The 13,258-nt window shown below is 62.0% G+C and carries 9 protein-coding genes, 1 tRNA gene, 2 rRNA genes and 1 riboswitch (1 of these 13 only partly in view); of the genes, 10 read left to right on the top strand and 2 right to left on the bottom strand.

Features of this window, described 5'->3' with window-relative positions; translation table 11 throughout:
• The 3 genes from ACT5M9_RS08400 to ACT5M9_RS08390 form a co-directional block, all read left to right on the top strand.
• Positions 1-1,422 (top strand): 23S ribosomal RNA (locus tag ACT5M9_RS08400); it begins 1,467 nt to the left of the window's first position.
• 122 nt (positions 1,423-1,544) lie between these two features.
• Positions 1,545-1,659: ribosomal RNA gene (gene rrf, locus ACT5M9_RS08395) — 5S ribosomal RNA — on the top strand.
• Between the two features lie 96 nt (positions 1,660-1,755).
• Positions 1,756-1,832: transfer RNA gene (locus ACT5M9_RS08390), tRNA-Asp, on the top strand.
• Positions 1,833-1,987: 155 nt separating this feature from the next.
• Here ACT5M9_RS08390 and ACT5M9_RS08385 read toward each other — a convergent pair.
• Positions 1,988-3,238, bottom strand: coding sequence for an MgtC/SapB family protein (locus ACT5M9_RS08385; RefSeq protein WP_457982951.1), 1,251 nt, complete (start codon positions 3,236-3,238; stop codon positions 1,988-1,990).
• A gap of 197 nt (positions 3,239-3,435) precedes the next feature.
• Here ACT5M9_RS08385 and ACT5M9_RS08380 point away from each other — a divergent pair, with 197 nt between their 5' ends.
• The 6 genes from ACT5M9_RS08380 to cbl all read left to right on the top strand — a co-directional run bounded on the left by ACT5M9_RS08380 (position 3,436) and on the right by cbl (position 9,223).
• On the top strand, positions 3,436-4,437 hold the full coding sequence (locus ACT5M9_RS08380) for a sulfate ABC transporter substrate-binding protein (protein ID WP_438551378.1): 1,002 nt from the start codon (positions 3,436-3,438) through the stop codon (positions 4,435-4,437).
• A gap of 39 nt (positions 4,438-4,476) precedes the next feature.
• Complete coding sequence (locus ACT5M9_RS08375; protein ID WP_457982949.1) at positions 4,477-5,052, top strand: RBBP9/YdeN family alpha/beta hydrolase; 576 nt, start codon at positions 4,477-4,479, stop codon at positions 5,050-5,052.
• A 297-nt stretch (positions 5,053-5,349) separates the two neighbouring features.
• Positions 5,350-6,189: a sulfate ABC transporter permease subunit CysT gene (gene cysT / locus ACT5M9_RS08370; RefSeq protein WP_457982948.1), complete on the top strand. Its 840-nt coding sequence runs from the start codon at positions 5,350-5,352 to the stop codon at positions 6,187-6,189.
• Positions 6,186-7,073: a sulfate ABC transporter permease subunit CysW gene (gene cysW, locus ACT5M9_RS08365; protein WP_457982946.1), complete on the top strand. Its 888-nt coding sequence runs from the start codon at positions 6,186-6,188 to the stop codon at positions 7,071-7,073. Before cysT ends, cysW begins: the two co-directional genes overlap by 4 nt.
• Before the next feature lie 24 nt (positions 7,074-7,097).
• The gene (locus tag ACT5M9_RS08360; RefSeq protein WP_457982944.1) at positions 7,098-8,180 is read left to right on the top strand and encodes a sulfate/molybdate ABC transporter ATP-binding protein; all 1,083 of its coding nucleotides are present in this window, start codon (positions 7,098-7,100) and stop codon (positions 8,178-8,180) included.
• A gap of 95 nt (positions 8,181-8,275) precedes the next feature.
• Positions 8,276-9,223, top strand: a complete 948-nt coding sequence (gene cbl / locus ACT5M9_RS08355) for an HTH-type transcriptional regulator Cbl (RefSeq protein ID WP_100859409.1) — start codon at positions 8,276-8,278, stop codon at positions 9,221-9,223.
• 55 nt (positions 9,224-9,278) lie between these two features.
• Here cbl and gbpA read toward each other — a convergent pair whose 3' ends face one another.
• Positions 9,279-10,703 (bottom strand): N-acetylglucosamine-binding protein GbpA, encoded by a 1,425-nt coding sequence (gbpA, locus tag ACT5M9_RS08350; protein ID WP_457982942.1) that lies wholly within the window; start codon positions 10,701-10,703, stop codon positions 9,279-9,281.
• A 61-nt stretch (positions 10,704-10,764) separates the two neighbouring features.
• Positions 10,765-10,850, bottom strand: a riboswitch (cyclic di-GMP riboswitch).
• 488 nt (positions 10,851-11,338) lie between these two features.
• Here gbpA and ACT5M9_RS08345 point away from each other — a divergent pair.
• Positions 11,339-13,186 (top strand): M3 family metallopeptidase, encoded by a 1,848-nt coding sequence (locus tag ACT5M9_RS08345; protein ID WP_457982940.1) that lies wholly within the window; start codon positions 11,339-11,341, stop codon positions 13,184-13,186.
• Positions 13,187-13,258 lie beyond the last annotated feature (72 nt).

Below are 13,258 nucleotides of genomic sequence, written 5' to 3'. Positions count from 1 at the left end.
GTGTTTCTAGGCAAATCCGGAGACACAACACTGAGACACGAGACGAACGCACTACGGTGCGGAAGCCATTGATGCCCTGCTTCCAGGAAAAGCCTCTAAGCTTCAGATTACAAGTCATCGTACCCCAAACCGACACAGGTGGTCGGGTAGAGAATACCAAGGCGCTTGAGAGAACTCGGGTGAAGGAACTAGGCAAAATAGAACCGTAACTTCGGGAGAAGGTTCGCTCTTGATGGTGAAGTCCCTTGCGGATGGAGCTGTCGGGAGTCGCAGTGACCAGATGGCTGGGACTGTTTATCAAAAACACAGCACTCTGCAAACACGAAAGTGGACGTATAGGGTGTGACACCTGCCCGGTGCCGGAAGGTTAATTGATGGGGTTAGCGCAAGCGAAGCTCTTGATCGAAGCCCCGGTAAACGGCGGCCGTAACTATAACGGTCCTAAGGTAGCGAAATTCCTTGTCGGGTAAGTTCCGACCTGCACGAATGGTGTAACCATGGCCATGCTGTCTCCACCCGAGACTCAGTGAAATCGAATTCGCCGTGAAGATGCGGTGTACCCGCGGCTAGACGGAAAGACCCCGTGAACCTTTACTACAGCTTGGCACTGAACATTGAACCTACATGTGTAGGATAGGTGGGAGGCTTTGAAGCGATGACGCCAGTTGTCGTGGAGCCGTCCTTGAAATACCACCCTTGTATGTTTGATGTTCTAACGCAGGGCCCTGAATCGGGCTCGCGGACAGTGCCTGGTGGGTAGTTTGACTGGGGCGGTCTCCTCCCAAAGAGTAACGGAGGAGCACGAAGGTTGGCTAATCCTGGTCGGACATCAGGAGGTTAGTGCAATGGCATAAGCCAGCTTAACTGCGAGACGGACAGGTCGAGCAGGTACGAAAGTAGGTCATAGTGATCCGGTGGTTCTGAATGGAAGGGCCATCGCTCAACGGATAAAAGGTACTCCGGGGATAACAGGCTGATACCGCCCAAGAGTTCATATCGACGGCGGTGTTTGGCACCTCGATGTCGGCTCATCACATCCTGGGGCTGAAGTCGGTCCCAAGGGTATGGCTGTTCGCCATTTAAAGTGGTACGCGAGCTGGGTTCAGAACGTCGTGAGACAGTTCGGTCCCTATCTGCCGTGGGCGTTGGATGATTGAAGGGAGTTGCTCCTAGTACGAGAGGACCGGAGTGAACGAACCTCTGGTGTTCGGGTTGTCACGCCAGTGGCACTGCCCGGTAGCTAAGTTCGGAATCGATAACCGCTGAAAGCATCTAAGCGGGAAGCGAGCCCTGAGATGAGTCATCCCTGACCCCTTGAGGGTCCTAAAGGGCCGTTGGAGACCACAACGTTGATAGGTGGGGTGTGTAAGCGCGGCGACGTGTTGAGCTAACCCATACTAATTACCCGTGAGGCTTAACCATACAACACCCAAGAAGTGTTCTGAGACTTGTAACAAACCCCAAGAACTACTCAAAAATTCAGTGATAACGACAAGCCACGAGCAACATCGTTATTCACGTCAGCTTTCTGGATTAAGAATTTGCCTGGCGGCCATAGCGCCGTGGAACCACCTGATCCCATGCCGAACTCAGAAGTGAAACGCGGTAGCGCCGATGGTAGTGTGGCATTCGCCATGCGAGAGTAGGACACTGCCAGGCACCCAATTAAACAGCGATGTGCAAAATCACATCACTGGCTGCGAGGATGACACCTCAACGAAGCGGCACATGATTTAGCGAAAGCTAACCGAATGCGGAGCGGTAGTTCAGTCGGTTAGAATACCGGCCTGTCACGCCGGGGGTCGCGGGTTCGAGTCCCGTCCGCTCCGCCACTAACAAGAAGCCCAGTCTAACGACTGGGCTTTTTTTATGTCCTGGATTCCTCCCACCTCTTATTTCCCCCATATCCTTCATCTCTTGTTTTCTCTGCCTATGTGCAATGCTCTGGATGGAAATCCAAATACATTCAGTAAGTTGGCTGAGATAGCTATAGCAGCGGCAGGATCAGCACGATCGAGACGAGATAAGGCAACAGCACTCTCAACCCCAGCTTATGCCCCCCTATGGCCAGTGCCAACAGACCCTTCACCAACGAATTGACCAGGCCGGCGAGCAGGATGCCGCGGGCCGCGACGTCCAGCAGCAGATCCTTGTGGGCCAGCTGGGAGAGGGAGAGGGTGATGGCGTCCACGTCCGTGATCCCCGATACCAGCGCCAGCAGGTAGACCCCGGAGTTGCCCACCTTGCTCTGCAGCAGGGTCGCCATGAAGCCGATCAGCGCCAGCAGCAGGCCGAACTTGATGGCGGTGGCGAGATCCAGGGGGTTGCTGGTCTCGGGTTGTACTGGGTTGTCCGCCACTTCTTCCCGCTGACGCCAGAACCAGAAGGCGAAGCCATAGACGATGGCCGCCAATACCAGCAAGGGGGTGGCGAGGCGCTGGGCCAGTTCGACGTGGATCAGCAGCACCAGCACCAGCAGGCGCAACCACATGGTGGCCCCCGCCAACAGTATGCCGGTGGCCAGCAGTCGCTCCAGGCCAGATTGCGCCTTGTTGAGACGGGCGAACTGCAGGGTGAGGGCGGTGGAGGAGGCGAGCCCCGCGAGCATGCTGGTCAGCACCAGGCCGGAGCGGGTGCCGAGCAGCCGCACCGCGAAGTGGCCGCAGAATGAGATGCCGGCGATCACCACCACCATCAGCCAGATCTTGAACGGATTGAAGGCGTTGAGGGGGCCCATCTCGGCGTCGGGCAATACGGGCAGCAGCACCAGGGAGATGAGCAGGAAGCGCAGGGTGGCGTGAAACTCCGCCTCGCTCAGGAACAGCATTCCCTGCTGGATCTGGCCCTTGAGCCCCATCAGCAGGGCTGCCAGCACGGCGCAGGCCACCGCCTCGCTCGGGCTCTGCAGCACAGACATCAACCCCAGCAGGTAGGTGAGCAGCATGGCCACCGAACTGGTGAGGCCGAACTCCCCCTGCCAGCGCAGGGCCAGCCAGACCGAGAGGCCGCAGCCCGTCACCACCGCCAGCAGGCCGAACAGGGCCAGCCAGGGCCCCAGTGTGGGCAACAACAGGGCGCAGACACCGCCGAGCAGGCCGATGAGACCATAGGTGCGCATGCCGGCGATTCGCTGGTTGTCACCGAGCCGGCGTACCTGCCAGCCCCGCTCCAGCCCGATGATGAGCCCTATGGCCAGGGAGACCAGGGCGCCATAGACGGGCTCGGCCTCGATCCACATGTCGCTTTCTCCATGTCGTTGCCGCCTCGTCTCATGATGGCACAAGGGGAAACTGGGCTGAGGGCGCTGGCTCACAGAGTGAGCAGCGGGTCGTGGGCTAATATGCGTAAAAGAGATAAGCAAAGCGCTATTTCTTTCTTCCTGGTATATCGAAGAGGCGGCATGCTGTACTCAATCCAACGATAAGGAGTATCACCATGAAACTGCGAATGACCGCCCTCTCCCTGTTATCCCTGCTGGCGCTCGGTCAGGCCAATGCCGCTGAAGTCCGCCTGCTCAACGTCTCTTACGACCCGACCCGCGAGCTGTTCCAGGAGTACAACACGGCGTTTGCCAAGGAGTGGAAGACCAAGACAGGGGACGACGTGGTGGTCAGCCAGTCTCATGGTGGCTCCGGCAAGCAGGCTCGCGCCGTGGTGGACGGTCTGGAGGCGGATGTGGTCTCCCTGGCGCTGGCCTATGACGTCGATGCGGTGGCCAAGGCTGGCCTCACCGCCAGCGACTGGGAAGGGCGTCTCGCCAATAACGCTTCTCCCTATACCTCCACCATCGTCTTCCTGGTGCGCAAGGGTAATCCCAAGCAGATCAAGGACTGGGGCGATCTGGTGCGCAAGGATGTCTCCATCATCACCCCGAACCCCAAGACCTCCGGCGGAGCGCGCTGGAACTATCTGGCCGCCTGGGGCTATGCCCTGAAGAAGAGCGGCAGCGAGGACGGCGCCAAACAGTTCGTCGGCGACCTGTTCAAGAACGTGAAGGTGCTGGATTCCGGTGCTCGCGGCGCCACCACCAGCTTCATCGAGCGTGGCTTGGGGGATGTGCTGCTGGCCTGGGAGAATGAGGCCCTGCTGGTGCTGAATCAGCCGGGTACCAGCGACAAGTTTGAACTGGTGGTACCGTCCGTCTCCATCCTGGCGGAGCCGCCGGTCACCGTCGTGGACAAGGTGGCCAAGAAGCACGGCACCGAGGCGGTCGCCAAGGCGTACCTCGATTATCTCTACTCGGATGAAGGACAGCGCATCATCGCCAAGTACCACTATCGTCCCAGCAACCCGGCGATCCTGAAGGAGACCTCGGCCCAGTTCCCGACCCTGAGTCTGTTCACCGTCAAGGATCTGGAAGGGGATTGGGACAAGGCCCAGAAGAAACACTTCGCCCAGGGCGGTCTGTTCGACCAGATCTATCAGCCGGGCAGCTAAGTTTGCTGGCCCACTGTGACAACGGATAGGAGCACCGCGATGAACAAGATCCTCCTGGTTCCCGGTCTGCACAACAGCGGGCCGGATCACTGGCAGAGCCGCTGGCATCAGCATTTCCCCCAGTGGCAGCGCATGGTTGGCCTGCCCTGGGACAAGCCGGACCTCACGGTCTGGAGTGCCAAGTTGGCGAGCAAGCTCAGGAGCCGGCGCGGCCGGGTCCATCTGGTGGCGCACTCCTTCGGTGCCCTGACTGCCATCGCCGCCGCCAGGCTGCAACCGGAGAAGGTCTCCTCCATCCTGATCGTGGCCCCCGCCGATCCGGCCCGTTTCGGCATCCCGGACGAGCTGCTGGCGGGGTCGGTCAAGGTTTCCGCCCAGCTCATCGCCAGTCGCAACGATCCCTGGATGTCGTTCGAGCGGGCCGAGTACTGGAGTCGTCAGTGGCAGGTGCCCTTGTTCGACGCAGGGGAAGTGGGTCACATCAATGCCCAGTCCGGTCACGGGGAGTGGAGTCAGGGTCTCAACCTGCTCGGCACCCTGCATCGGCGAGCCGAGATGGTGGTGGAACCGGCTCAGGCCGAGTGGGGCAAGCGGGCGGCTCTCAGTTTTCGTTAGTCATCGATAGTCACAGTACGACAGTCAAGGAGGCGACACACGGCAATGGCGGGCAGATCGGCTCGCACCCAGGTTCGTATCTATGGCAGCAACTTCCGGTTTTGGTTTCACGGCTCCGTTTGGTTAGGTCTTTTATTTATATAAAAGACCTTTTTTTTTATTTGTCGCTCTAAAAGCCTTGTTCCACCGTTGTTAGACAAAAAAGTGATTAGTAAAGGCGTTATTGGTGTTTGTTGCATCTGGCAGCTATGAGCAGAATCGCTATATCGAAAGTTATTTATAACAAACGGATGCGTTATGCGATTAAGTTCTTATTCCGTCCTGCCAGGCTTGGGACCGACCCTGGGTTTCAGCCTGCTCTACCTGAGCATATTGGTGCTGCTGCCGCTCTCCGCCCTGGTGTTGTTCGCTATCAACAACCTGAGTGCCGCCGACTTCTGGCAGGTGATCAGCTCCCCCCGGGTGTTGGCCTCGTTTCGCCTGAGCTTCGGCGCCGCCTTTATCGCCGCCCTGCTCAACAGCCTGTTTGGCTTGATCCTGGCCTGGGTACTGGTGCGCTACAGCTTCCCGGGTCGCCGTCTGGTGGATGCCCTCATCGATCTGCCGTTCGCCATGCCCACCGCCGTCTCCGGCATCGCCCTGTGCGCCATCTTCGCCCCCAACGGCTGGATCGGTCAGTGGGTCGCCCCTTTTGGCATAGAGCTCGCCTACAACCCCATAGGGGTGGTGGTAGCCTTGACCTTCATCGGCCTGCCCTTCGTGGTGCGTACCCTGCAGCCTGTGCTGCGTGAAGCCGAGACCGAGCAGGAAGAGGCGGCGGCGAGCCTCGGCGCCAATCGCTGGCAGACCTTCGCCCGGGTGCTCTGGCCGACCCTGATCCCGGCGCTGCTGACCGGTTTCGCCCTGGCCTTCGCCCGCGGGGTGGGGGAGTACGGCTCCGTCATCTTTATCGCCGGCAACTTGCCCATGGTGTCGGAGATTGCACCCCTGATGATCATGAGCCACCTGGAGGAGTATGACTATGCAGGGGCCTCCGCCATCGCCGCCGTCATGCTGCTCATCTCATTCATCTTGCTGTTGATCATCAACAAGTTGCAGGCCTGGAGCTGGGCCCGTATCGGAGGGAGCCGCATATGACCGCATCCACTATCGCACTCGACAAGGCACCCCAAGTGGCCGTGGTCGTGGCCCATCAACCCGTGACCCGCGAGCCGGTCTGGGTCAAGTGGTTGCTCATCACTGTGGGACTGGGCTGGTTCGCCGCCCTGCTGCTGCTGCCGCTCGCCACCGTCTTCATTCAGGCGCTGACTCCAGGCCTGGCCTTCTTCTGGCACGCCATCAGCGAGCCGGACGCCCTGAGCGCCCTCGGCCTCACCGCCCTGGTGACGCTCTGCTCGGTGCCGCTGAACGTGCTGTTCGGTCTGGCGGCCGCCTGGGCCATCGCCCGCTTCCGCTTCCCGGGCCGGCAACTGCTCATCACCATCATCGATCTGCCGTTCTCGGTATCTCCCGTCATCGCGGGCCTGATGTTCGTGCTGATGTTCGGCAGCCGCGGCTGGTTTGGCGACTGGCTGAGCGAGCACGACATCAAGATCATCTTCGCGACCCCTGGGATCATCCTCGCGACCACCTTCATTACGGTGCCCTTCGTGGTGCGCGAGCTGCTGCCCCAGATGGAGGCGCGCGGACCGGAAGAGGAAGAGGCCGCCATCATGCTGGGGGCGAGCGGCCTGCAGATGTTCTGGCGGGTGACCCTGCCCGGCATCCGCTGGAGCCTGATGTATGGCGTGCTGCTCTGTACCGCCCGGGCGGTGGGGGAGTTTGGCGCCGTGTCCGTGGTCTCGGGTCATATTCGCGGCCAGACCAATACCCTGCCGCTGCACATCGAGATCCTCTACAACGAGTACCAGACGGGTGCCGCCTTCGCGGTAGCCAGCCTGTTGGCCCTGTTCGGGATCTTTACCCTGTTGGGGGAAACCCTGTTGGCCCGGCTGCGTGGTCAGCCCACCAAATCTCACTGATTTCACCGTTTCAACGAGGCAGCCATGAGCATTCAGGTTCAACAACTCAACAAGCATTTCAACCAGTACGCGGCCCTTGCCGACATCAATCTCGACTTCCATGACGGCGAGCTGGTCGCCCTGCTGGGGCCCTCCGGCTGCGGCAAGACCACCTTGCTGCGGATCATCGCCGGGCTGGAGCAGGCGGACAGCGGCAGCGTCATCATCCGGGGGGAGGATGCCTCCGCCCTGCATGTGCGCGAGCGCAACGTCGGCTTCGTGTTCCAGCATTACGCCCTGTTCCGCCACATGACGGTGTTCGAGAACGTGGCATTCGGCCTGCGGGTCAAGCCGCGCAGCGAACGTCCGAACGAGGCCGCCATCCGCGCCCGGGTCAAGGAGCTGCTGGATCTGGTGCAGCTCAGCCACGTGGCCGGGCGTTACCCGACCCAGCTCTCCGGTGGCCAGCGCCAGCGGGTCGCCCTGGCGCGGGCCCTGGCGGTGCAGCCCAAGGTGCTGCTGCTGGACGAGCCGTTCGGCGCCCTCGATGCCCAGGTGCGCAAGGAGCTGCGTCGCTGGCTGCGGGAACTGCACAACGAGCTGCACGTCACCAGCCTGTTCGTGACCCACGATCAGGAGGAGGCGCTGGAGGTGGCGGATCGGGTGGTGCTGATGAACGCCGGTCGGGTGGAGCAGGTCGGCACCCCGGCCGAGGTCTATGACCAGCCGGCCAGCTCCTTCGTGCACAGCTTCCTCGGCAGCGTGAACCTGTTCCACGGCCGGGTGGCGGAGCAGGGACTCGGCATCGGCGAGCAGTGGCTGGGGGGGGCGAGCGACTCTCAGCTGGCCCATGGCAGCGCGGCCATCGCCTATGTGCGCCCCCACGAGCTGGAGATCCTGCCGGCGGACGCAGCGGGTGGCATCAGCGCCACCATCACCCGATTGCTGCCCATGGGGCCGCGGATCCGGGTCGAGCTCAGGGGCAACGGTGACGTCGGCACTCCAAACGGCAAGGGGGCTCACTACGAGGCCGAGCTTAGCAAGGAGTCCGCCCGTGCCCTGGTGCCGGGTCAGGAGGTGCGCCTGGTGGCCAGGCAGGCCCAGCTCTACCCGGATTACCAGATCTAGGTTCCGAGGCGCCCGGTGCGACATTTCAGGCTTGAGACAGAGAACAAGGCCCCGGGGTCAATCCCACGGGGCCGGTCAGCGCAGGAGGCGATGACGTGAATTTTCAGCAACTACGCATTATTCGTGAGGCGGCTCGGCGGGATTACAACCTGACCGAGGTCGCCAATGCCCTGTTTACCTCCCAGTCCGGGGTCAGCCGCCACATCCGCGAGCTGGAAGAGGAGCTGGGGCTGGAGCTGTTCATTCGCTACGGCAAGCGGTTGCTCGGCATGACGGAGCCGGGCAAGGAGCTGCTGGTGATCGCCGAGCGCATCCTCAACGATGCCAACAACATCCGCAAACTGGCCAGCACCTTCGCCAACCGTGACTCGGGCCGGCTGCTGGTCGCGACCACGCACACCCAGGCGCGCTATGCCCTGCCACGGGTGGTGAAGGCGTTTCGCGAACAGTTCCCGCTGGTGCAGCTGGAGCTGCGCCAGGGCAGCCCGGAGGAGATAGTGCGGCTGGTGCAGACCGGCGAGGTGGACATCGGCATCAGCAGCGAGCAGCTGGACAAGAGCGAAGGTGTGGTGGCCTTCCCCTACTACCGCTGGCATCACAACATAGTGGTACCGGAGCAGCACCCCCTCACCGCCGAGCGGGAGCTGACCCTGGCGGCGCTGGCCCACTGGCCCATCGTCACCTACCAGGCCGGGTTGACCGGGCGGGTGCGGGTAGACGAAGCCTTTGCCGAAGCCGGCATAGTGCCGCAGATCCTGCTGACGGCTCAGGATTCCGACGTCATAAAGACCTATGTCGAGCTGGAAATGGGGGTGGGTATTCTGGCGGACATGGCCTTCAACGGCCAGCGGGACAAGGGGTTGGTGCAGCTCGACGGCAGCCGGCTGTTTGCCCCCCACACCGCCTGGATCGGGCTCAAGCAGGGGCAGTTCCAGCACAACTTCGCCTGGCAGTTCATCCAGCTCTGCAATCCGGAACTGGCCCTCGCGGACATACAGGCGCGGGCCCTGCGCAACGATGCGGCGCTCGATTACCAGATCTGAGTGACGCGCCATAAAAAAACAGGGAGCCGAGGCTCCCTGTTTGCGTTTTTGACGCTTATGGCAGTTGGGTCCAGGCCTCCTGCCAGTGGGAGCCGACACCCGGCTCATACTGGGTGGCCGTGCTCGCCCACTGGCTGCACCAGCCGCTGTAGGGGAAGGGCTTGCACTGGTAGATCTTGCCGTTCTTGGGTTGCAACACCTTGGTGCCGGCGGTGTAGGACTTCAGCCCCTCGGGGAAGCTGTACTGATAGTCGCCGCCGCTGGCGGGGTCTTTGAGCATCAGATCCAGGGTCTGCTGCACGGCAGCACCACCTGACTTCGGCTTGCCCTCGATCACCAGCTGATGGTGGCCCGCACTCAGGCCGGTCAGGGGCATGGTGAAGCTCTGGCTGCTGTCCTTGATGTCGGCACTGCTCTGGCCCTTGGCGACGCCGCCATGGTCATAGAGGGTGTTAGTGACCGCGAGATCCCCCTGGACCGCGACCGTGAAGTTCAGGGTCAGCTTGCCGTTGTCGAGCAGGTATTCGCGCTCCAGGCCGCTCACGTTGACGCTGTCACCGATGGGCGGTTGCTGCTGCTCGAGCTGGATCTCGACCCGTTGCAGGTTGCTGCCCGCCTTCAGGTAGACGGGGTTCTGGCCGTAGACAGGGTTGAACTGACCGTCTGTCCCCTGTTGGCCGGCGCGGATCTGGCTCTGCTCCGCGTTGATCTTGCTGGCCAGGGCGTGGGCCCAGTTGTTTTTCTGACCCTGCTCGGTATTGGCGATGGTCAGCACGGTTTGCAGATCCGTGCGCTCGCCGCTGGCGTCGAACACCCGGGTCATGGCCTTGTCACCGGCCGCCAGATCGATGGAGGGATAGATGGTCCCGCCCTGGCTCCAGGTCAGGGGGGGCTGGGTGCCTCCCTCGAAGCGGGCATCGATCAGGTTGTAGAAGCTGTTGGTGGTATCGCCCACCTCCCAGACCCCCAGGATCACCTGATAGCCGGTGCGGGCCGGCAGGGTGCAGTTATGGGTGACCTGCATGGCGGGTTTTTCCATCTTCCCGTCGATCACGCAGAAGGGATTGAGATCGAAGGAGGCCCGGGTCAGCGGCTGGTTCGGGTTCCAGTCCTGCTTGGTGAGGTAGTAGCGCCAGTTGCGGGTGACATGGTTGGCGGTGAAGGTCCAGCCGATGGCGAAGGGACCGGCCTGGACGTTGCGCTTGGTCCAACGATCGCTGGTCTGGGCGTTGAGTTCACCAAACTGGGTGTGGCCGGCGGAGGCTATCTGGCCGTCGGCCGGGCCGCCATTGGGGAAGCCGGACGCTGCCTCCAGGCTCTGGGGCTCCCACTGGATGGCGCCACATTGGATGTTGCCGCCGGTCTTGCACAGGTAGTTGCGTCCTTCCGGCTGATTGATATAGCCGTGGGCAAGCACGCCGCCGCTGGCCAGCAGCGCCAGCGCGGCCGCGAGGCGATTGAGTTGAATAGTTGCTGCCATACATTCCTCTGTTCGATAGATGTGGGCAGTCAAGTTGGCAGGGGAGTTCCCCGAAACACGGTGTTGCAACCCCGCTATCCTGGACATCATGTCTTTAGACCGGAGGCTTTGCGTCCTGGCCTTTCAACCAGTTTGCCAAATGACTACAAAAAGGGTCATGGTGTCGCATTTGACTACGACCTCCCTATCATGACTTCTTTTGATTGAATTATTAAGTGTAAATCTTTACAGCTTGACCTCATCGGAGTAGAGCCAATACGTAAGATTTTGTTTTTCTTTTTAAATTTGCACTCGATTCGGTATTCCGGCGGCCTCCGTGAATATTAAACATGAAGGTGTGAATGCATCTTCAGGCCTTGTGCCGTCACCCACTCCCCGGCTGCTTCCTTGGGTGAAGGGGGTGGCTCTGGAGAGGCGGAGTGGGCTGCCGTGGGTGGGGTCGCTTGGCCGGCGAGGGATCAGAGTGGGGGCAGTGCGCCGTCCCTTGCGCAGATAATCCCCGCATTTGGCAGACAGGGGGGGCCGCTTTTGCTAGCGTGATGGGGCGCATCCCGGCGCACCCTGCCCTGTCCCGCGAGGATGGGGCATCACCAAAAAGGAACGGCTGGCCGAGGCCACCGATAAAGAGGGATCTTATGACTTCCAATGCCAGGAATTACCTGAACCAGCTCAACGCCGACTACCTGCAGGTACACAGGCGCAAGGAGGACCTGTTCTGGTCCACCTACATGGGCACCAGCGACGATCAGGCCGGTTTCACCGCTGCCGAACAGGCTTACAAGGCCTTCTGCGCCGATCCGGCGCGGCTGCCGATATTGCGGGCCATGCTGGCCGAGGCCGATGGGGCGGATCTCAAACGCGGGCTCGGGGGCTGGATCGCCTTCTTCGAGTGCAACGTGATCGAGGATCCGGCCGCCGCCGCCCTGATGGACGAGCTGGTGGCCGCCGAGGCAGACTTGTTCGCCCGCCGCAAGGAACTCAAACTCAGCCTGCTCGATGAGCAGGGGCGCCAGGTGGCCGGCAGCCTGCCGGCGGCCAGCACCTCGCTGGCGGCCAGCCAGAACGAGGGGGTGCGCCAGAGTGCGATCGCCATGTTCCACACCCTGGAGCAGTGGGTGGTGGACAACGGTTTCCTCGAGGTGGTGGCACTTCGCAACCGCTTTGCCCGCGCCATGGGCTATCGGGACTACTTCGACTACAAGGTGCACAAGAACGAGCAGATGAGTCCGGAGCAGCTGTTCGCCGTGCTGGATGACTTTATCGCCCGCACCGAGGAGAGGGTGCACCTGGGCCTCGCCGAGTTGAAGGCGACCAAGGGGGAGGCGGCGCTGCTGCCCCACAACCTGCGCTACTTCGTGAGTGGCGACGTGACCCGTCAGCTCGATCCCTATGTGCCCTTCTCCCGGGCTCTGAAGGATTGGGTCGAGAGCTTCCGCCGTCTCGGCATCCAGTACAGGGATGCGACCCTCACGCTCGATTTATTGAACCGGGAGGGGAAATACGAGAACGGCTTCTGTCACGGCCCGGTGCCGAGCTTCTGGCAGGAGGGGCAGTGGGTGCCGGCCGTGGTCAATTTCACCAGCCTAGCGGATCCTGCCCAGGTGGGCAGCGGCTGGAGCGGCCTCAACACCCTGTTCCACGAGGGAGGCCATGCGGCCCACTTTGCCAACGTGACCGGCAACGCGCCCTGCTTCTCCCAGGAGTTCCCGCCCACCTCCATGGCCTATGCGGAGACCCAGTCCATGTTCTGCGACAGCCTGCTGGACGATGCGGACTGGCTCAAGCGTTACGCCCGCAACGCGGCCGGGGAGGTGATCCCGGACGCCCTCATCAAGGCCATGATAGAGGCACGCCAGCCGTTCAGGGCCTTCAACGAGCGCCAGATAGCCCTGGTGGCCTACTTCGAGCGGGATCTCTACGCCATGGACGAGGCCGAGCGCACCCCGGCCGCCGTGCTGGCGCTGGCCCGCCAGTGGGAGCGCAAGATCCTGGGGGTGGAGAGCCCGCGCCCGCTGCTCGCCATTCCCCATCTGCTCAATCAGGAGTCGGCCTGCGCCTATCACGGCTACCTGCTGGCCCTGATGGCGGTGGAGCAGACCCGCGCCTACTTCCTGCGCCGGGACGGCTACCTCACCGACAACCCGCGCATCGGCCCGGACTTGGCCGCTCACTACTGGGGGCCGGGCAATGGCATGACCCACGATCAGACCCTGCAGAGCCTGACAGGCGAGGGCTTCAGCGCGGCGCCCCTGGCACGGGTGTGCAACCAGAGCGTGGAGGATGCCTGGGCGACCGCCTCGGCCTGCATGGCGGCGGCGCGTCAGCGCCCACCCGTCGGTGACGGCGCTCCCCTCAACGCCCACATCCGGGTGGTGCACGGGGAGACGCTGATCGCCGACAACCGCCACTCGGAGGCGCAGATGCTGGCGGACTTCGAGGCCTGGATCCATCGCCACTACCAGAGTGAGGGTCAGCCCGCCTAGGGGGTCAGGCAGCCACAGTGATGCACAAGAAAGAGCTCCGTAAGGGGCTCTTTTTATGGGTTAGGCCACAGA

The sequence above is a fragment of the Aeromonas sp. AE23HZ002T15 genome (assembly GCF_054165525.2).
The sequence above is the reverse complement of the archived record's forward strand: the minus strand, read 5'-3'. Positions and strand labels throughout refer to the sequence as shown.